21 protein-coding genes, 1 tRNA gene and 3 pseudogenes are annotated in these 19,842 nt (G+C 35.0%); 7 read left to right on the top strand and 18 right to left on the bottom strand.

The genetic code is table 11. The features are described 5' to 3' along the window. Window positions 1-401: 401 nt before the first annotated feature. Entirely contained in the window at window positions 402-737 is a 336-nt protein-coding gene (locus BSU00_RS09730; RefSeq protein WP_105004194.1) for a single-stranded DNA-binding protein, read from the bottom strand. A gap of 191 nt (window positions 738-928) precedes the next feature. Here BSU00_RS09730 and BSU00_RS09725 point away from each other — a divergent pair, with 191 nt between their 5' ends. Further along, a complete protein-coding gene (locus BSU00_RS09725; protein ID WP_105004193.1) occupies window positions 929-1,282 on the top strand; it encodes a hypothetical protein in 354 nt (117 codons plus the stop codon). Window positions 1,283-1,349: 67 nt separating this feature from the next. Here BSU00_RS09725 and BSU00_RS09720 read toward each other — a convergent pair whose 3' ends face one another. Then, entirely contained in the window at window positions 1,350-1,817 is a 468-nt protein-coding gene (locus BSU00_RS09720) for a CBS domain-containing protein (RefSeq protein WP_105004192.1), read from the bottom strand. A gap of 102 nt (window positions 1,818-1,919) precedes the next feature. Here BSU00_RS09720 and BSU00_RS09715 point away from each other — a divergent pair, with 102 nt between their 5' ends. Together BSU00_RS09715 and BSU00_RS09710 are read left to right on the top strand one after the other, a co-directional pair. Next, window positions 1,920-4,223: a M20/M25/M40 family metallo-hydrolase gene (locus tag BSU00_RS09715; protein WP_105004191.1), complete on the top strand. Its 2,304-nt coding sequence runs from the start codon at window positions 1,920-1,922 to the stop codon at window positions 4,221-4,223. A gap of 189 nt (window positions 4,224-4,412) precedes the next feature. Then, window positions 4,413-4,997: a DUF3575 domain-containing protein gene (locus tag BSU00_RS09710; RefSeq protein WP_105004190.1), complete on the top strand. Its 585-nt coding sequence runs from the start codon at window positions 4,413-4,415 to the stop codon at window positions 4,995-4,997. Between the two features lie 83 nt (window positions 4,998-5,080). Here the strand turns inward: BSU00_RS09710 and pyk are convergent, their stop codons facing one another. The 5 genes and pseudogenes from pyk to BSU00_RS09680 form a co-directional block, all read right to left on the bottom strand. Further along, the gene (gene pyk / locus BSU00_RS09705; RefSeq protein WP_105004189.1) at window positions 5,081-6,508 is read right to left on the bottom strand and encodes a pyruvate kinase; all 1,428 of its coding nucleotides are present in this window, start codon (window positions 6,506-6,508) and stop codon (window positions 5,081-5,083) included. Between the two features lie 3 nt (window positions 6,509-6,511). Then, a pseudogene (locus BSU00_RS09695) lies at window positions 6,512-6,945 on the bottom strand (IPExxxVDY family protein). Window positions 6,946-7,059: 114 nt separating this feature from the next. After that, complete coding sequence (gene rnc, locus BSU00_RS09690) at window positions 7,060-7,797, bottom strand: ribonuclease III (RefSeq protein WP_105004186.1); 738 nt, start codon at window positions 7,795-7,797, stop codon at window positions 7,060-7,062. A 5-nt stretch (window positions 7,798-7,802) separates the two neighbouring features. Then, window positions 7,803-9,053, bottom strand: a complete 1,251-nt coding sequence (gene fabF, locus BSU00_RS09685; protein WP_105004185.1) for a beta-ketoacyl-ACP synthase II — start codon at window positions 9,051-9,053, stop codon at window positions 7,803-7,805. Window positions 9,054-9,060: 7 nt separating this feature from the next. Further along, window positions 9,061-9,297 carry an acyl carrier protein gene (locus BSU00_RS09680; RefSeq protein WP_028891431.1) on the bottom strand — a complete coding sequence of 79 codons (237 nt, stop codon included), beginning with the start codon at window positions 9,295-9,297 and terminating at the stop codon, window positions 9,061-9,063. Between the two features lie 178 nt (window positions 9,298-9,475). On the opposite strand from BSU00_RS09680, the gene BSU00_RS09675 reads away from it, so the two are divergent. Together BSU00_RS09675 and BSU00_RS09670 are read left to right on the top strand one after the other, a co-directional pair. Beyond that, window positions 9,476-10,051, top strand: a complete 576-nt coding sequence (locus BSU00_RS09675; RefSeq protein WP_105004184.1) for a phosphoribosylglycinamide formyltransferase — start codon at window positions 9,476-9,478, stop codon at window positions 10,049-10,051. After that, window positions 10,038-10,675, top strand: a pseudogene (locus BSU00_RS09670) (viroplasmin family protein). The gene BSU00_RS09675 and the pseudogene BSU00_RS09670 overlap by 14 nt, the downstream one beginning before the upstream one ends. Window positions 10,676-10,725: 50 nt before the next feature. Here the strand turns inward: BSU00_RS09670 and BSU00_RS09665 are convergent. Continuing rightward, on the bottom strand, window positions 10,726-11,070 hold the full coding sequence (locus tag BSU00_RS09665; RefSeq protein ID WP_105004183.1) for a toxin-antitoxin system YwqK family antitoxin: 345 nt from the start codon (window positions 11,068-11,070) through the stop codon (window positions 10,726-10,728). A 301-nt stretch (window positions 11,071-11,371) separates the two neighbouring features. On the opposite strand from BSU00_RS09665, the gene BSU00_RS09660 reads away from it, so the two are divergent. After that, window positions 11,372-12,178, top strand: coding sequence for a mechanosensitive ion channel family protein (locus tag BSU00_RS09660; protein ID WP_105004182.1), 807 nt, complete (start codon window positions 11,372-11,374; stop codon window positions 12,176-12,178). Here the strand turns inward: BSU00_RS09660 and tsaB are convergent. The 10 genes and pseudogenes from tsaB to cyoE form a co-directional block, all read right to left on the bottom strand. Continuing rightward, on the bottom strand, window positions 12,175-12,849 hold the full coding sequence (gene tsaB, locus BSU00_RS09655; protein ID WP_105004181.1) for a tRNA (adenosine(37)-N6)-threonylcarbamoyltransferase complex dimerization subunit type 1 TsaB: 675 nt from the start codon (window positions 12,847-12,849) through the stop codon (window positions 12,175-12,177). The genes BSU00_RS09660 and tsaB overlap by 4 nt on opposite strands. Window positions 12,850-12,936: 87 nt before the next feature. Next, entirely contained in the window at window positions 12,937-14,262 is a 1,326-nt protein-coding gene (locus tag BSU00_RS09650; protein WP_199176784.1) for a TolC family protein, read from the bottom strand. 212 nt (window positions 14,263-14,474) lie between these two features. Continuing rightward, on the bottom strand, window positions 14,475-14,621 hold the full coding sequence (locus tag BSU00_RS09645) for a hypothetical protein (RefSeq protein WP_369820316.1): 147 nt from the start codon (window positions 14,619-14,621) through the stop codon (window positions 14,475-14,477). A 64-nt stretch (window positions 14,622-14,685) separates the two neighbouring features. Beyond that, window positions 14,686-15,216 carry a DUF420 domain-containing protein gene (locus BSU00_RS09640; RefSeq protein WP_105004178.1) on the bottom strand — a complete coding sequence of 177 codons (531 nt, stop codon included), beginning with the start codon at window positions 15,214-15,216 and terminating at the stop codon, window positions 14,686-14,688. Then, on the bottom strand, window positions 15,209-15,856 hold the full coding sequence (locus BSU00_RS09635) for an SCO family protein (protein ID WP_105004238.1): 648 nt from the start codon (window positions 15,854-15,856) through the stop codon (window positions 15,209-15,211). Before BSU00_RS09635 ends, BSU00_RS09640 begins: the two co-directional genes overlap by 8 nt. Next, the gene (locus BSU00_RS09630; RefSeq protein WP_105004177.1) at window positions 15,843-16,520 is read right to left on the bottom strand and encodes a hypothetical protein; all 678 of its coding nucleotides are present in this window, start codon (window positions 16,518-16,520) and stop codon (window positions 15,843-15,845) included. The genes BSU00_RS09635 and BSU00_RS09630 overlap by 14 nt, the downstream gene beginning before the upstream one ends. Before the next feature lie 53 nt (window positions 16,521-16,573). Further along, window positions 16,574-16,918 carry a cytochrome C oxidase subunit IV family protein gene (locus BSU00_RS09625; protein ID WP_105004176.1) on the bottom strand — a complete coding sequence of 115 codons (345 nt, stop codon included), beginning with the start codon at window positions 16,916-16,918 and terminating at the stop codon, window positions 16,574-16,576. 20 nt (window positions 16,919-16,938) lie between these two features. Continuing rightward, a pseudogene (locus BSU00_RS09620) lies at window positions 16,939-17,933 on the bottom strand (cytochrome c oxidase subunit 3). Window positions 17,934-17,989: 56 nt separating this feature from the next. Further along, entirely contained in the window at window positions 17,990-18,598 is a 609-nt protein-coding gene (locus tag BSU00_RS09615; RefSeq protein WP_105004175.1) for a cytochrome c oxidase subunit 3, read from the bottom strand. Further along, complete coding sequence (cyoE, locus tag BSU00_RS09610; RefSeq protein ID WP_105004174.1) at window positions 18,598-19,500, bottom strand: heme o synthase; 903 nt, start codon at window positions 19,498-19,500, stop codon at window positions 18,598-18,600. The genes BSU00_RS09615 and cyoE overlap by 1 nt, the downstream gene beginning before the upstream one ends. 162 nt (window positions 19,501-19,662) lie before the next feature. On the opposite strand from cyoE, the gene BSU00_RS09605 reads away from it, so the two are divergent. Further along, window positions 19,663-19,734: transfer RNA gene (locus BSU00_RS09605), tRNA-Gly, on the top strand. Window positions 19,735-19,842 lie beyond the last annotated feature (108 nt).

Below are 19,842 nucleotides of genomic sequence, written 5' to 3'. Positions count from 1 at the left end.
TATAAACCAGAGTACTGCTTTGCTGCGTATTTGAAAATGTACATTGGTAGCTAAAAAAAAAGTACTACCGTAGTTGTGAACAGTGTTACTGACCTGTAGAGATATTCTTTGCGGAACTAGAATAGAATCGTTTACAGAAGGAAAATACGTACAAATTTCACAGTCTTTACCTTTGGTGTCTTCATGCGTAATACTATGTAATTCTGCAAGTTGTACACTTGCAAAAAGCACTAGTAAAAATTGAGCAATATGTGTTTTGTAGTTTTTCAAAATAGTTCTTACAAACTTACTGAATTTTAGTAAAACATACTGCTGTATTTTTTGAATTCTAAGTGCTCTAAAGGAGAAAAACAATAGCGGTGAAACTATTCTTTTCTTTTCTCTAGCGTATTTTTTACGTTTTATTTATTTCCTAAAACCAGTATTTCAGAGCAGATTATTTCTGTAAAATAGCGCTTTTGTGCATTACTGTCGGTGTAGGATCTCGTCGTTAATTTTCCTTCAACGATGGCCTCGCTTCCTTTTTGTAGAAACTGCTCAATTATGTCAGCAGTTTTATTCCAAGCGATGATTTGATGCCATTCGGTATTCGTAATTTTCTCACCTTTGGCATTGGTATAGGTTTCATTAGTCGCGATAGAGAATTTCGCTACCTTTTTTCCACTTTCAAGAATAGTTACCTCCGGGGTATTTCCTAGATTTCCTATTAATTGTACTTTGTTTTTAAGTGCGTTCATAGTAATTGTTTTTATGGTTTAATTGCCTACGATTATGTTATTGGCTTACCAAGCAAATATCTTAGGTGAGGACAAAATTATTCGGTTATTAAATGCTTGTTTTCGTATGTAAACGAATGTAGTCGTTTGTAAATAGATATGTGTGTAGTTCATTGCCACTTACATTACTATATTTGTCTAAAAAATTGATTATGAGACAGTCTAAGAAGTGTTTGCAATGTGGTATTGGCATCCAAGGCAGGTCGGATAAAAAGTTTTGTTCCGATTATTGCCGAAATTTCTTCCATAACTTTATTAACAAAGAAACAAAACAAATCCTTCGCAACACGAACAATCGCCTTCGAAAGAATTTTAAAATTTTATCCGATTGTAATACCTCTGGTAAAACAAAGATTTCAAGGCGAAAATTACTAGACAGAGGGTTTGATTTTACCCTAATAACGACCATGTATAAAACTAAGTCTGGTAAAATATACTTCTACGTCTATACCCAGGGGTATTTAGAGCTAAGCAAGGATTGGTTTTTACTTGTAAAGCAAGAGTAGGCAGGGTTCTATCGCTAAAGCACAACGATTATTTTACAGAATATAGTAGAATAGGAGCGTTTCTGTTTTACTTCCAAGTGCTTCCCTTGAGTTGCACAGCAGCTTTTAATACATCTTTTTGACTGATAAGGCCAATCAACTTTCCATTTTTTAAAATTGGAAACCTTCTTCTTTTTGACGTTAAAAATTGTTTGGCAGCATCAAATATATTCATGTCGGCGTTGATGGTTTCTACTTTTTTTACCATTGCTTTGCCTACTGTATTTTTTTTGCTAATTGGTAAGTTATAGTATCTGCTTTCGGAAATTTGTTGAATACAATCTCCCTCAGAAATAATTCCTATAAGTTCGTTAGCATCGTTGACCACTGGTCCTCCGGAAATTCTATGTTTAATTAAGGTCTCAATAACCTCCTCAATAGGTTGGTCTTCTGTAAAGGTTATGATCTTTGTACTCATATAATCCGATACTAAAATTGGTGTAGCCTCTTTTTGCTGCGATTTTGTTCGCTTTCCTTGAAAGTTAATAATTCCCATATGTGTAAGTTTTGAATACTAAATATACTGATTTTTAAGTACTTATGTGTTGTGGAACATAAATTTATATTTTAGTACATTTAGCAGTACAAAATTCTTATAATGAAACGAAGCATAAATCTAGCCGCTGTACTTGTCGTAATAATAACCGTATATTGGAGTTTTAAGGATAGTATACCCACTTATAAACAAGATCAAGTCGTTGTATCCGACACTATATTTTCTGTACAAAATGCGCTATACCATTTAAAAAATATTTCTAACAGGCCGCACTTTACAGGAAGTAAAGAACACAAATTGGTACAAAATTACCTTTACAACGAACTCAAAAAGTTAGGGCTAGCCCCAGAGATTCAACAGCAAACAGCAATCAATAAAAAATGGAAGGCTGCTACTACTGCAGAAAACATAATCGCTAGAATTGCGGGAACAAATCCAAATAGGAAAGCCTTACTTCTGTTAAGTCACTATGATTCGAGCCCACATTCTTCCAATGGTGCCAGTGATGCGGGTTCTGGTATCGTTACTATTTTAGAATCTGTTCGTGCTTTTCTGGCAAAAAATAAGAAACCAGAAAATGATATAATTATCCTTTTTTCAGATGCAGAAGAGTTGGGGCTGCTTGGAGCTCAGGCTTTTGTAAAGCATCATCCTTGGGCTAAAAATATTGGTTTGGTTCTTAATTTTGAAGCTAGAGGAAGTGGAGGGTCTAGTTATATGTTGTTGGAAACAAATGGTAAAAACAAAAATCTTGTTACCGCTTTTCTCGAGGCAGGAACTAATTTCCCAGCAGCGAGTTCTTTAATGTATAGCGTGTATAAAAAATTACCCAACGATACAGACCTAACTGTATTTAGAGAGGCGGGAAATATCAATGGTTTTAATTTTGCATTTATCGATGACCACTTCGATTACCATACCCAACAAGATTCATTTGAGAGATTAGATCGCAGTTCGTTATTACACCAAGCTGATTACCTCACCAATACCTTAGATTATTTTGCTTATCAAGACTTATCTACTTTGGATAGTGAGGAAGATTTGGTATTTGTTAATTTTCCTGTATTTAAAATGATAACCTATCCTTTTACCTGGATTTTTCCAATGTTAGTAGTTGCAGGGATCTTATTGATAGTACTGATAATTATGGGTATACAACGAAGAAAACTTTCCGTTAAAGGAATTGGTAAAGGTTTTGTTCCCTTTTTTATGGGGTTAGTTCTTTCGGCAGGTGCTTGTTATGTGGTATGGAAACTTCTCTTGGTGGCGCATCCACACTACCAAGATATGTTGCACGGTTTTACCTATAACGGACATTATTACATTGCTGCCTTTAGTTTTTTAAGTATTTGGATACTTTTGAAAGTATACGCTTACTTTAAAGAGGTAAAACCAATAGATCTGTGTATTGCACCACTGATTTTTACGGTTCTATTGAATGCGTTTTTTGCGTTTTACTTACCAGGGGCTGCCTTTATGATTATTCCTGTTTTTATAGCACTTATCATTTTAGCGATGGAAATATTTCGAAATTTTCGCGAAAAATCCAAGGCATTATTATACGCAATTATCTCCATTCCTACCATTTATATTATTGCACCGATGGTTAGTCTTTTTCCAATAGCACTTGGGCTTAAGATGTCCTTTATATCTGCTATTTTCATTACCCTAACTTTTGGCCTACTTATTCCTGTTTTTATAAAGCATAAGGAAAAGAGTGCTTGGCAAATTTTTACTGGTATTCTGACTCTAGTATTTTTCGGGATAGCGGCATTTAATAGTGGTTTTACGAAAGACAACAAAAAATCAAATAGTCTTGTTTATATTCAAAATGAAGACACCAATACCGCCTACTTCGCTACCTACGATAATGTATTGGATGCATATACAAAGCAAGTTTTTACTTCCGATTACGAAACGGGTAATATTTCTGAAACTTCCGGAAAGAGTAAATATAAAACCAAATACAAATACTATAAAAAAACAGCGTCAAGAAACATTCCTTCTTCTGCGGTCACTGTTCTTAAAGATACGGTAATACAAGGTACACGAAATCTAAAGTTTTTTATAGCGCCTAAACGAAACGTTCGTAAATACGAATTGTATTCTGCTTCACCAGTTATCATTTCGAAATTATCTATTAATGGAGAGTCCTATGAGAATGGGGTTTCCTTTGAGGCGAATAAGGGAGTTTTACTTTCGTATCAGATGGCAAACTCCGATACGGGGGTTGTAATTGAGTTTTCTACAGCAGAAGAGAGTCCGCTTGAGCTGTCTATTAGTGAAATATCTTATGATTTATTATCCAATCCAAAATTCAAATTAACACCAAGGGAAGAAACGATGATGCCAATGCCTTTTGTGATCAATGACGCTATAATAACTTCTAAAAAATTACCCTTGTAATTAGTTACTTAGTTCATAGCAATACAAAGCAATACAAAGACCATCTGTGCGAAATACAGATGGTTTTTTTGAATTTTACTACTGTTCTATGGCCTAACTTTAGGATGTATGTTAAAAAAATAAATTAGATCTTTTATGTAATGGCTTCTTTAGTTTCTTTTCGCATATTTGCGTCTTAATTAATACCATATGAAAAAAGTAATCCCCCTTTTCGTACTTTTTTTAAGTACGGCCCTGTTTTCCCAAACAGAAATTAAACTCAATGCGGTAACATTACCCGCATTAATTCCCAATATTGGAATAGAATTGCAAATAGGTGATAAAAGTAGTTTCCAGTTAGATGTTTTAGGTTCTTTTTGGGACTCTATAGATGGTAGCCCCTTTCATGTGGTGCAGGTTTTTCCTGAATACCGCCATTATTTTAAGCCTAATATGCGCGGTTTTTTTATTGGAGGGCATGTAGGTTTCGGAATGTTTACCTTAACCAAGTACGGCTATCCTAATACTATTTACCAGTCTGGGCAAAATATTTACTTAGGTGCTACTATTGGGTATAAAATTGAGCTAAGCGATCGTTGGGCCTTGGAGGTTTTCTTGGGAGGTGGAAGTTCGCAAGCTCGTTATCGCGCTTATGATAATGTAACGGGTGAACGCGTAGATGTGACCCCTGAAGATAATAATAGACCCTTTAATAAAAGTGGTGAGTGGATTCCTTATCGCGGTGGAATTATGCTGGTTTACAAACTACCTAGTTTTCGCCCTACTAAAAAATAAGTAGATGTACAGTATTTGTGGAACTACATAAAAAAACTACCATATGCAACAACATATGGTAGTTTTATATATTCGTAGTTTACTTATTCAATTTGTGATACTCGTAAGGTATTTACCATTCCTTTTGCTTTTACAGGCATAGAGGAAAGATTAATTAGAAAATCGCCATTTTTCACAAAACCTTTTTCTTTTGCAATTTCATTGATATCCTCAATAGTGGCATCGGTGCTTAATTCTCTATCGTAATAGTAGGCCCTAACTCCCCAAAGTAAATTTAGCTTACCTAAGATTCTCTTCTCCGAGGAAAAAGCTAAAACCTGAGCTTTAGGACGCCATGCAGAGATTTGAAATGCAGTATACCCACTATTTGTTAAGGTGGATATTGCAGAGGCATTAATATCGTCTGCCATTAAAGCGGCGTGATGGCACACAGATTTTGTGATAAATCGATTGGTTCTAATATGCGGGGGTTCTTGCGGTACTTTAATAAGATCTGAATTTTCTACGCTTTGAATAATTTCAGTCATTTTTTTAATAACACGAACGGGGTGCTTTCCAACGGAGGTTTCTCCGGAAAGCATTACTGCATCCGCACCGTCCATAATGGAGTTTGCAACGTCATTTACTTCCGCTCTAGTAGGAACAGAATTCTCAATCATCGTTTCCATCATTTGCGTAGCGATGATTACGGGGATTCTTGCTTGCTTAGCGCGTTGAACTAAACCTTTTTGAATTAGAGGAACATCTTGCATTGGTATTTCAACTCCCAAGTCACCACGAGCGACCATTAAGCCATCGCAGTACGGAATCAAGGCGTCAATATTTTCTACAGCTTCTGGTTTTTCTATTTTGGCAATTACAGGAACTCTGTATTGTGACTTTTGCTTTATTAAGTCCCGCAACATTCGCAAGTCTTCCGGTGTTCTCACAAAAGAAAGTGCTACCCAATCCACTTCTTGCTCTAAGGCAAATACAACATCTTTTTTATCTTTATCGGTAAGTGCAGGTAAAGAGATATTGGTGTTCGGTAAATTTACTCCTTTTTTAGATTTTAAAGGTCCTCCTACTATAACTTTAACTTCTACAAGACTATTTCTATCGGTAGCAATAACTTCCATTAATAGTTTTCCATCGTCTACGAGTATTTGTTCTCCAACGTTGACGTCTTTTGGAAAGCGCTTGTAGGTCATGTAGGCTTTTTCTTTAGTTCCGATACATTCTTCTGCTGTAAAATGGAACGTGGCACCTTCTTCCAGTACAACATCATCTTCCATAACACCAACGCGTAATTTTGGCCCCTGAAGATCTGCCAGTATCGCTATGTTATAATCGTTTTCTTCATTGATTTCTCTAATTTGCTGTATGCGCGTTTTCACCGTATCATAATCTGCATGTGAAAAGTTTATTCTAAAAACGTTTACACCTTGGTCTGCTAACTCTTTTAAAACTTCTTTAGAGTTTGTTGCGGGACCTAAGGTTGCTACGATTTTAGTTTTATTGTTTCGTGACATAAGTTAAAAAATTAAAAAGTCTTTAGATTTTAAGCTAGCAACTTCTATTTTATAGGAGGTTAATACTTGCGAAATTTTATTGATTTTACGAATAGTATCCGAAATAAAATCGTTCTTCATATCGCCTTCAATTTTTAAAAAGTAGTCTACTTTTTTTGCTCTGGTATTAAATAAGAGTACATTGTGTTTTCACTAAACAAGCCGATACCATTTACTGTTATATTGTTCTTGTGTACATTACTAATTAAAAAAGCACTGTACTCCGGATTGAAATATTCAAACACTGGGTAAGAAGTTTTATTCTTTTTTGTCGTAATATCCAAGCAATACGTAGCTTTTTTAAAAAGGGTACCTACTGTTGCATTTAGTAAATATGCTAGTTTATAGTCTGTTAGTGCTGAATGGATTCCTATTAAGGCATATGCATTAGTTTCCATATCGTTAAAGTCTAACTCATATACAGGCATAAAATAGTACTAGTTGTTTTTGCTAAGGTACTAAAAGTGCTTAGAATGTAATGTGAAATTAACGAAAAGGTTTTCGAAATTAGCTCAAGAATTTTTCATTTTATCTTGCATTGCATAGTACACACGCTTCGCAGCAATTTCTTCTGCTTTTTTCTTAGAAGTTGCGCGACCTTTGGCAATCATAGTGCCGTCAATTTTTAGTCGAACACTAAAGTGTTTATTGCTTTGATTGCCGCTATCTTCGTAAGAATCAAAGCTGTATTGCTTTTTGTTTTTTTGGCACCACTCGATAATATACCCTTTGTAACTGGAGATTTTCCCCTCCAAACGCTCGATGTTTACGTATGGAAGCACTACTTGTTCGTAGATAAATTGATGGCAATAATTGTAGCCTCTGTCTAGGTAAATAGCGCCAATAAGAGCTTCGAATATATTACCGTATAAGTTTACGCTAATTTGGTTACTCGTAATATTACTTTTTACAAAACGAATAAGATCTAAATCTTGCCCTAGGGTATTTAAGTGCTCGCGGCTAACTACTTTAGAACGCATTTGCGTTAAGTAACCTTCATCTCCTTCTGGTACTTTTTTGTAGAGGTAAGAAGCAATAACCGATCCTAATATAGCATCTCCTAAAAACTCCAATCGCTCGTAATTAATAGGATTCCCTTTTTTATCTTTAAGTTTGAGAGATCTGTGCGTAAAGGCTTTTTTGTAATGGTTGAGGTTTATGGGTTTAAAGTTTAGTAATTCCTTTAAGTCGTAGTAAAAGTTTTCATCCTCTTTACTTTGGGGTTTAACTATTCTACGTAAGAAATTCATATGCTCTAATCTAGTTTCTTAAAAGCTACACATGCATTATGCCCTCCAAAGCCGAAAGTATTGCTCATTGCAACCTTAATATCTCTTTTTTGTGCCTTGTTAAGCGTTAAATTTAAGGACGAATTAATATTTTCGTCTTTCACACTGTGATTGATAGTTGGTGGGATTACACCGTGTTCCATTGCCAATATAGAAGCGATGGCCTCTATCGCACCAGCTGCACCTAAAAGGTGGCCTGTCATCGATTTCGTAGAGTTTATGTTAATCGATTTGGCGTGTTCACCAAAAACTTCAGAAATCGCTTTTAATTCTGCCACATCTCCTAGTGGAGTAGATGTTCCATGCGTATTGATATGATCTACGTCCTCTGGTTGTAGTCCGGCATTTTCTAAACAGTTTTTCATTACTGCAATTACACCAATACCCTCTGGGTGCGGTGCAGTCATGTGGTGGGCGTCTGAAGATAGTCCGCCTCCTACGACTTCGGCATATATTTTTGCGCCTCTAGCCTTGGCGTGTTCGTATTCTTCCAGGATAATAGCTCCGGCTCCTTCACCTAATACAAAACCATCTCGCTCTGCATCAAATGGTCTTGAAGCACTTTCTGGATGATCGTTTCTGGTAGATAAAGCATGCATGGCATTAAAACCTCCAACTCCTGCTTTAGTAACTGCAGCTTCGCTACCACCTGTAACAATAATATCGCAATGCCCTAAACGAATATAGTTTAATGCATCAATCATTGCATTGGCGGAAGACGCGCAAGCGGAAACGGTAGTGTAGTTTGGTCCCATGAACCCATTTTTCATAGAGATATGCCCTGGGGCAATATCCGCTATCATTTTAGGGATAAAGAAAGGGTTGAATTTGGGTGTCCCATCTCCTGCAGCAAAGTTCAGAACTTCGTCTTGAAATGTTTCTAAGCCTCCAATACCTGCTCCCCAAATTACGCCAACACGCAGTTTGTTTACCGCATCAAAATTAATATTGGCATCTGCAATAGCTTCATCTGAAGCTATCATTGCATATTGGGTAAACCTATCCATTCTTCGTGACTCCTTTCGGTGGATAAAATCCGTCACGTTAAAATTTTTAAGTTCACATGCAAAACGAGTTTTGAACTTGGCAGCATCAAAATAGGTAATAGGCGCTGCTCCGCTAACTCCGTTAACCAAGCTATTCCAATATTCTTCTTTATTGTTTCCTATTGGCGTTAATGCGCCAAGTCCAGTTACTACAACTCGCTTTAATTGCATATAATTGTTATTTTTTTGCGTCTTCTATATAGCTTATAGCTTGACCAACTGTTCCGATGTTTTCAGCTTGGTCGTCTGGAATTTGAATATCAAATTCTTTTTCGAATTCCATAATTAACTCAACAGTATCTAATGAATCTGCTCCTAAATCGTTAGTGAAGCTTGCTTCGTTAGTTACTTCGTTATCGTCTACTCCTAACTTGTCTACGATAATTGCTTTTACTCTTGATGCAATGTCTGACATAATTTTATAAGTTTTAAAATTTAAAATCGGGGCAAAAATACAAATCTTAAAGTTTAATTCTAATTTTTGTCCGAAAATGTGACGTCTAAAATAAAAAAAATTGTTTAATCTTTCTCCAATAGCCCGTTATTGTTAATAATTATTCTTTCTTTTGTACTCTTAAACTAACACGATTTATATGAAACGTATCGTAATATTTGCTTCTGGCTCTGGTAGTAATGCTGAGAATATTATTCGGTATTTCGAAAAAGCAGCAGACATAAAAGTCGTACATCTACTCTGTAATAACCCAAAAGCCAAGGTCTTTGATCGATGTGATCGCTTAAATATTGACGCTTCTTTAATAGACAAGGAGAGTTTTGCAGTAGACGATACCGTTTTACATTTTTTACAAGAAGAAGCTGATTTTATTGTTTTAGCTGGGTTTTTATGGAAAATTCCTGAGAAAATTGTGCATGCATTTCCTAATAAAATTTTAAATATTCATCCAGCGCTTTTACCAAAATACGGCGGAAAAGGAATGTATGGAAAACACGTTCATAAAGCAGTAAAAATGCATCGTGAATTAGAAACTGGCATTACCGTTCACTATGTTAACGAGAAGTATGACGAAGGGGCTATTATATTCCAAGCAAAAGTAGATTTGCTCGCCTCGGATACACCGGAAACCATTGCTGAAAAAGTGCATGCATTGGAGTATCTTCATTTTCCGAAAGTTATTGGTGATACAATTCGTACCTATGGGAAAGGCTAAAAAATATTATGTAGTTTGGGAAGGTCGTACTAAAGGTGTCTTTGATAATTGGGCTAGCTGTAAAAAGCAAGTAGTTGGGTTTGAAGGAGCGAAATATAAATCTTTTGCCAATAAAATTGATGCAGAGGAAGCCTTGCAAAAGTCTTTCAAAGATATATAGGTTTGGACACAACTAAAAGCGTTATTTCCAAGAAAGCTCTCGAAAAATATGGCACACCAATTATAGAGAGTATTGCTGTTGATGCTGCATGTGCAGGTAATCCCGGGGTAATGGAATACAGGGGAGTTTTTACACGCGATAAAAAGGAAATTTTTAGAATGGGACCTTTTCCAAACGGAACCAATAATATCGGAGAATTTTTGGCTCTTGTGCACGCTTTGGCACTGTTAAAGTCAAAAAATAAACAAAATGTAATTCTATACTCCGACTCAAAAATAGCCATGGGATGGGTGCAAAAAAAGCGGTGTAATACAAAAATTAATTTTGATTATTCTAATAGGGAAATACTCGAATTGATAAAGAGGGCCGAAACCTGGCTTGAAAAAAATACGTACACAACAATTATAAAAAAGTGGCAAACTAAAGTTTGGGGTGAAATTCCTGCAGATTTTGGAAGAAAATAAAGCCGAAGACAAGGTCTTCAGCTTTACGATAAATATTATTTTTGGACAGATTACTTTACCGCAATCTTGGTTTCTTCTTTCCAGGTTTGTACACTGGCAATAGTATTGTTATTATAATCAATTTCTTTTAAACCATTAGGACTCCATATAAACCATTTGCCAACCTTATTACCAGAAGCATAGTGCGCTATCGCAGTCTTGTTTCCTTTTTGGTCATATGTAATCCAAGTGCCATCTAACTTTTTATCTTTAAAAAAGCCTTGTTCCTTAATAGCCCCGTCTTCGTAATAATAGGTTACTTTAACTTTGTCATTCTCTCTCTCATACGTAGGCTCTACTTGTGCTTGCATGGTAAATGCCACTATCATACAGGCTAAAACAGCTATTTTTCTCATATCTAAGGTTTTTAATTAACACTAACATTACAAATCTAAAGATTATTTTACAAATAAACAACACTTTGATAACATTAAATTAACATTAGGTGTTTTTCCCTTCTTTTTCAGATATTTAATTGTTGGTTTAGAATAGCGTTTTCATATTTTTTTTCTTGTAGAACGATTATTTGCAAGCAAAATGCTGCACTTTTACAGTACTACATATCTTAATTAATGCTAATTGTTTAAATTTATGTACTTTGATTTTAAGAAACTAAAAATCATCTTTATTTTTGCCTCAAATCTAAATTATTACTACATGGAAAATTATGTTGAAAAATTAAAAGTGTTGCTATTTGATTATGCGCCGAAGTTAGCAACTGCAATTGCTATTCTGTTAATCGGTTTGTTCTTGATTAAACTCATCGTCAAGACCACAAAAAAAATAATGATAAAACAAGATGTAGAAATTACACTACAGAAATTCATTACAGACCTAACTAGTTGGGTGCTTAAAGTTTTATTATTTGTTACTGTTGCCTCTAAGTTAGGTGTAGAAACCACTACTTTTGCTGCTATTATTGGTGCTGCTGGTCTTGCTATTGGTTTAGCATTACAGGGGTCGTTATCTAATTTTGCTGGAGGAGCGCTAATCATGATTTTTAAACCCTACAAGGTTGGTGATTTAATTGAAGCGCAAGGCGTTACTGGAGTGGTTAAAGAAATTCAAATTTTCACTACGCACCTTAATACACCTGAAAACCGTTTAGCTATAGTGCCGAATGGTGCATTATCCAATGGAAATATCATCAATTATACCGTTGAGGGGAAGCTTAGGGATAATCTTACTTTTGGGGTGTCTTACGATGCCGATATCAAACAAACCAAAGAAATTTTTATGAATATTCTTACCGCTAATCCAAAAGTATTGAGTGATCCTGCTCCTTCTGTATTTGTATCGGAATTGGCAGAAAGCTCGGTAAACTTTTCTGTAAGACCATGGACCAAAACCGAAGATTTTTGGGCGGTTCATTTTGAAATTATCGAAACGGTAAAGTTAGAATTAGACAAGGCCGGAATCGAAATTCCATATCCACATTCTGTAGAGATTCAAAAGGAAAGTTAATTCTTTTTTTGAGGAGTAACGATAAAATCTTTCAAATAAAAAGGTTCAAAATAAGCGACATTTACAAAGTCGCTTTTTTTGTACTTTTCATAGCTTAAAGCAGCCATTTGTATAGACGAAGGAAATTTGTTTTCTATAAATTTAGCATTGGGATGCATCAGTACTGTTTTACATTTCTCTGCGCCATCTCCTAAAAAATAAACTGGTTTATCATTTAAAAACGCAGCATAGGAATTGGAATCGATGATTTCTGCGGCAATACTTCTTTTTTGCGTGTAATTTTTGTCATACACCGTGGCGTATACTTCCATCCTTCTAGCATCTAGCATTGGTACGATATATCCTTCATTAATGGAAATATTTCTAGCTAAAGACGCCAGAGTTTCAATGGCGATTAGAGGTATATTTCTACTGTAGCAAAAACCTTTTGCTGCCGATACACCAATACGTAATCCGGTGTAGGATCCTGGTCCTTTACTTACTGCTACAGCATCAATGGTATTCGATTCGCTAGGTATAGACGCTAATAGTTCTTGTATAAATACGTGTAGTTTTTCTGCATGGGAATAATTACCATCATTTAGTTCTCTACTAGCAAGGATTTCTCCGTTTTTTGCTATGCTCACAGAGCAATTTTTTGTCGCTGTTTCTATATTAAGTATGGTTGCCACATTTACGGTTTTTTAAAGCGTAAAGATACATTTAAAAAAAACTTACCAATAGTGGTAAGGTATACTGTTTCTTGATCGGGATATGCCTTAGTCTACTATAGATTCTCCGTAATAAAATTTAAGAACTTTAGTTCTGAAAATATAATCGTATTTAGATCTTATCATGGTACTCTCGGCATTTACCAAACGATTTCGTACTTGGTCAAAGTCGAATTGCGTCATTGTTCCGTAATTGTAACTTACCTGTGCATTTTTAAAAGCTTCCTTTTGCGCTGCGAGGGATATGTTCGCAGCTTCATAGGTTTTTGCTGCCGCTTTAGCGTCTAAGAATGCTTGTTCTATTTCTTGTTGTAATTGTAATTTCTGATTCTCTAAGGCGAGTTCAGTGTTCATTTTATTAATTCTAGACTTTGCAACTCTATTCTTCGTTTGAAATCTATTAAAAATCGGAATGTTCAAAGATAGTCCTGCATTATAACGAATTCTATCATTAATTTGTGAGAAGAAATTATCGTTCGGTACAATAATGTTGTTGAATTGGTGAAAGTAAGAAGTACCAGCGCCAAGTGAGTACGACAGAGAAGGAAGGTAATTTCCTTTTTCCAATTCAATATTTAAATCTGCATTTTCTACATTTAACATTGCTCTTCCTATTTCAGGACGATAGGTTAATGCCTTGGTATAGACTTCGTCTGCGCTATCATAGAGAAGTGCTGCAGAAGGAGAACCAATAGCAATAGTGTCTACATCAAATCCTTCGTTAGAAATTTGTAAAAACTGTGCTAACCGAAGAAGTGCAATATTTAATGTGTTTTCTTGAATGATTACATTTTGGTTATCGTTAGCCGCAGTAGATTCTACATTTAGTAAATCTCCTTTAGGAATTGCCCCTGCCTCAAATTGCGCTTTTGCTCTTTCAATTTGTTTGGTGCTAATTTCAGCTTGAGTTCTCGCCACTGCTAAATTTTCCTTGGCGAATAAAACATTCAAGTAGGTATTTACAATGTTTAACGAGATATCATTTTCAATGATATTCAAATCCAATTCCGAACCTTTTACATTGAGTTCTGCAAGATTTTTCGTATTTCTATTTCTAAATCCATTAAAAATAGAGCCAACACCAGACAAACCGAAAGAAGAATTAAAGTTTTGTGTATTTCTTAAAATACCAGTTCTATCTTGCGATAAACCAGAGCTAAACGTTCCTGAAGAAGAGGCATTTAAATTGGGTAAAAAATTACCTTCTGCAATTTCTACATCCTTCTTAGCTAGGTCTATATTTAATTTGTTTTGCTTAACGGTAATGTTATTCTCGAGTGCGTAGTCTACACATTCTTTAAGAGTCCATTTTTTTTGTGAAAAAGTGCTAAGGGATAGCATTAACCCCGCTAGTACTAAAATTTTAGTTTTCAAGATTTGTATTTTTTGTTTACTTAGTTTTACAATTAACATACCAAAGAAATGCAGTGACAAAAGTGTTGCATCGCAACATCTTTATGAAACTTTATATTTGAAATGTTTGCAGATTCCCCTAATACACGTTCAGTTTAGGAGCATCTAATTTACTTTGCTCGTATGTATGACGTACGAAAAGTAAATTTGTTACAATAATTTACTGTAAATTTTTAAACCTTGCTTTTCATTCTATTTTTGTATATGTAATAGAATAAAATTCCTACCAAAATATACGGGAAAATCATAAGATAGGTTATGCCGTTATTTACACCTTCCGCCATATCTACCTCTCCTCCCTCTACAACTGCTTTGCACATTGCGCATTGAGCAGTGATTACTTGGGATAAAAAAAATAGGACAACAGTATGTATTGTTTTAAATTTATGCATAATATGGAGATATCATTAAATATACTATTACTCCGGTCACTGCAACATATAACCATAAGGGAAATGTTATTTTTGCGATTTTTTTGTGTTCTTGAAACTTACCAAGTTTTGCTCTTAAATAGGTAATTAATACAAATGGTATGATTACTATAGATAGAAGGATATGGGTAATTAAAATGAACAAGTACACATATTTAACAAGCCCTTCTCCTCCAAACTTGGTAGAGTCTGAAGTCATGTGGTAGGCAACATACATCACCAGAAATAAGGCAGAGCAAATTATTGCAGTAGTATTTAATTGCTCGTGTAGTTTTCTGTTTCCTTTTTTAATGGCAATTACAGCAGCGACCAAAAGAATTGCAGTGAGTCCATTTATGCTTGCATAAATAGGTGGCAAAAAGGATAGTGGTTCTACGTTAGGTATTCGGATTGCAAATAATGCGGCAACCGCTATTGGTATAACAATAGATACTACTGTGATTAATTTTTTATATGTTTTTTCGTTACGAATTATATTACTCATTTAGCAACAATTTAATATCTTGTTTTAATTCTGTAATTTGATTTTCAAATTCATGTTCTTCAAGTGCCCGATAATACATGATTGGGTTTCCATAATCGTCGTATCGCGATCGAATGAAACCATTCTTGTCTACCAAAGCAAATAATCCTGAATGTTCAAATCCACCGTGATTTTCCTCTCCTTTTCCAGCAAATAGTTTAAAACCTTCATTGGATAATTTATAAACTACAGCATCTGGTTTTCCGGTTAATAAATGCCAGTTTTTATGGTGTATTCCGAATTGAGTAGCATATTCCTTTAAGATTTCTGGAGTGTCGATTTCAGGAGTAATGGAAAACGAAGCGATTCCAAAATTTGGATTTCCTAAAAATTCATTCTGAATTTCTACCATTTTTTTATTCATAATGGGGCATATCGTTGGGCATGTGGTAAAGAAAAATTCTACCACGTATACTTTTCCTTCGTAATCTTTGTTGGTAATAGTTGTTCCGTTTTGATCGGTAAACTCAAATGCAGGTACTTTTGCAAACGTGTGTAAGTTGGCCTTTGTAAAGTGTTTTACTATTTTGGGAACGGCATAAATTCCAAACAGTAAAATGATAAACGATATGCCTATATAGGAATAGTTATTTTTTTTCATTGGAAATGCTTTCTTTTCTTCTGTCTTCACTCGAATTTTTTTTCAGAGCAAAACTATATTCTGCCAGCACTACTTTGATATCGTCGTGCATGTCATCTTTTAATTCTGAAATAGATTTCATATTGTAGCCCAATAGTTTTTCATTTTCTTGCGCTTTTATCGTAGACTTTCCTCTTCGTAAATTTACCTCTTTGTCAATTATAAAGGCTTTGGATGAATGTGAATTTGCATCTAAATTATACGTGGTTTTTAAGCCTTCAAAAATGGCACTCAATTCTTTCTTTTCACAAAATATAAAATTCCACTTGATCAAATTAGTGTTTATAGCCATTCTTTTCTTTAGTTTTTCTACGGCATCTTCTTGTCCTTTGGCAACTAAGGCAATTAATTGAAAGTCGGTATAGCCATAGAACTTCTTGTACACTTTTTCATTTAAATTGAATAACTCCCCATCTGCTTTTGTTACGTTATCCCCTAAAAATAGAACGACGGAAACTTTATTTTCGAAGGAATAGTTTTTGTCAATATGAGAAACGTCTAAAATATTTTCTACTACCACAGGTAGCTTTCCAAAGTTATGCGTTCCTAATTGTAGAAATATGTAGAAAAGTAGTGGCACGATAAACAGTGCAAACAGAACAATAAATTTTTGTTTTTTACTCATAAGGTTACCTTTAAAGACAAAAAAAGGTGGTTAAACACCACCTTATATATATTTTACCATTTAACCAAGGGGGCTAAAGTATCGTATAGATAACCTCCCTCAATTAAGACTAATGTTACCAAATAACAAATTAAGAAGACTGCTGTCCAGACTATAGAGCGTCTAAACCATGTTTTCTCGCCTTCTAAGTGCATAAATGCCCAAGCAATGTAATACGCTTTGACAATAGTTAAAATAATAAAGATCCAGTTTAAGTAACTAGTTCCTAAAAAACCACTTAAAAATAACACAGGTGGTTTGTAAATACCTAACACAACCTCTACCGCAGTTATAACAGTTAATATTGCTAAAACTATCCAGATTCTTTTCTTACTTGATTCGTGTGAATGACTTCCCATTTTGTAATATTTTTATAAAATTAAACTAGGTAGAAGAATGTGAATACAAAAACCCAAACTAAATCTACAAAGTGCCAGTATAAACCAACTTTCTCCACCATTTCGTAGTGTCCTCGTTTTTCGTACGTACCTAATACAATATTGAAGAAAATGATAATGTTAAAAACAATTCCTGAAAATACGTGGAAACCGTGAAATCCGGTAATAAAGAAGAAGAAATCAGCAAATATTGGATTTCCGTATTCGTTTTCGATCAAGTTTGCTCCCTCTACTACCTTAGTAGCGGTTGCTAATTTTGCAATACTTTCTTCTCTAGAAAGAACAATTTTTTGTTTCGTTTCTGGGTTTAGCCTTTCCGATCGAATCAATAGATCTGGTCTATTTTTAAAAGCTTCTTGAACCTGTGCAATAGAGTATGTTGGTTGGGTAGGTTCTTTTTCAAACCATAAACCATTTTCTTTAACGTGTTGTGTTCTTACATCTGTTCTTTCATTGGTAACAAAATCAGCTAGAGCAATCTGATGGTAAGCTCCATCGTCTGTTTTTTCAACAAACTGTAAAATTTTGTTGTTAGCTCCTTTTACAGCACCATAAGAACCATTGATAAAGGTGTTCCATTCCCAAGCTTGTGAGCCTACGAAAATGATACCAAAGATGATGGTAACAAACATATACGCTGCTACTTTTTTCTGTTTCATCTGATGTCCGGCGTCTACAGCTAATACCATGGTAACCGAAGAAACGATTAACACAAAAGTCATGAACGCTACATAAATCATTGGATAATTACCATGAAAAAATGGTATGTGCGTAAAAACTTCATCGGCAATCGGCATGAATCAATAAATTTAAATCGTGTTAAACCATAGGCTGCTAAGAATCCAGAAAAGGTTAGTGCATCCGAAAGGATAAAAAACCACATCATCATTTTACCATAGCTAGCTCCAAATGGCTTTGCGCCACCTCCACTCCAGGTTTCTTTTTTGTCAGAATTTACAGCAATGTTTGCTTCCATAAATACTATTTTGTTAATTTTTGTTACAATAGTGCGCCAAAATTACGCAATTTTCATCACTTGATAAAATAGAAAAAGAAAAATAGATAAATCCATAAAACATCTACAAAATGCCAGAAAATGGCACCAAGTTCAAACCCAAGCATATCCCTTGATGAATACTTCTTTTTATAATGATTATAAATAACAACTAAAAGCACGATTATCCCTGCAATTAGGTGTAAAACGTGCATGAATGTTATTCCAATTATAAAGGAAGTAGAGACGGTACTTTCTGGGCCGGTGAAATATAATCCTAAATCTCTTAACTGATTAAATCCAATATATTGATAGATAATAAATCCAATTCCAAGTAGCAATGTCACGACTAACAGCCCAAAGGATTTTCCTATTTGGTCTTTTTTTAATTCTCGTTGGGAGAAGAATAAGGTGATGCTACTTAAAACAATTAAAAAAGTACTGATGTAAAAAGCTTGTGGTAAATCAAAACTTACCCAGTCTTCTCTTTTCATACTTACCACATAAGCACTAGTAAGTCCTGCAAAAAACATTACCATACTAACCATTGCTACCCAAAGCATTGGCTTTGCAGATTTTCTTTTTGCAACTACTAATTCTTGGTCTACTTTAATTCTGTGTGCGTTTGTTTGTTCTTGTTCGTTCATTAATGTAAAAATTTATCAACTACATATAGTATTGGCACTACGGTTATGTAAAACACACTTGCCAACATTAATTTTCTTGCATCCCTGTTGTCTTGCGATTGCAATAGGGCATATCCGAAATAGAGCATTAATAGCCCTAGTAAAAATATTACCACTGCGGTAAAGGGGTAAATGTAAAAAGTTCCGGTTACATGTAATACTGGAGCTATAGACATCAAAATCATAACACAGGTGTAAAAAATGATTTGGATTACTGCTCCCTTATCTTTTCTGTCCATGGGTAACATGTGCAATCCTGCTTTGTTATACTCCTCAAATTGCAACCAACCAATGGCCCAAAAATGAGGGAACTGCCAAAAGAATTGGATCATAAATAAAAACCCTGCTTCGATACCGAAATTTCCTGTGGCTGCTACCCAACCTAACATAAATGGAATCGCTCCTGGAATTGCACCGACGAATACTGCTAAAGGTGTTACTGTTTTGAGTGGCGTGTAAGCACAGGTATATAGGAAAATAGAAACGGCTCCAAATAAAGCACATTTAGGATCAATAGCGTACAAAATCCCGATACCGAGTACAGTAAAAACACTTGCTATTAGCATTGCCGCAGGACTGCTCATTCTCCCCGCAGGAAGCGGTCGATTTTTCGTGCGTTGCATTAAAGCATCGGTGTTTTTCTCGATTATTTGATTGAAGGCATTGGAAGCTCCTACCATGAAGTAGCCGCCTATCGATAATAGTAGGATTGTTATGTAATTAACCTCTTCTGTTCCTAGCAAGTATCCAGTAATAGAAGTTATCACAACGCTTACGGATAATCCAACTTTTGTTAATTGCTTGAAATCTGTAAATAACGATTTTACAAAGCTTTTGTATGGAATGGATGAAACGGCGCTCACTACTAATTAAATAATTTTTTGCAAAGATATTTCTTTCTGCATTAAGAACCATAATTTTTGATATTAAATGAAAAAAATAAAAATCCCCTTTGTATTTAAAAAAATGGTGTTATATTTGCACCCGCATTATTAGTGATGCACGTTCTTTAAAAAATAGATTATGCGAAAGTAGCTCAGGGGTAGAGCATCACCTTGCCAAGGTGAGGGTCGCGGGTTCAAATCCCGTCTTTCGCTCTGAAGCTCTTTCAAAAAGAGATTACGCTGAAGTGGTGGAATTGGTAGACACGTTGGACTTAAAATCCAATGGGCCGTAATGCCCGTGCGGGTTCAAGTCCCGCCTTC

It is taken from the genome of Tenacibaculum sp. SG-28 (assembly GCF_002954385.1).
Lineage (GTDB): Bacteria > Bacteroidota > Bacteroidia > Flavobacteriales > Flavobacteriaceae > Polaribacter.
The sequence above is the reverse complement of the archived record's forward strand: the minus strand, read 5'-3'. Positions and strand labels throughout refer to the sequence as shown.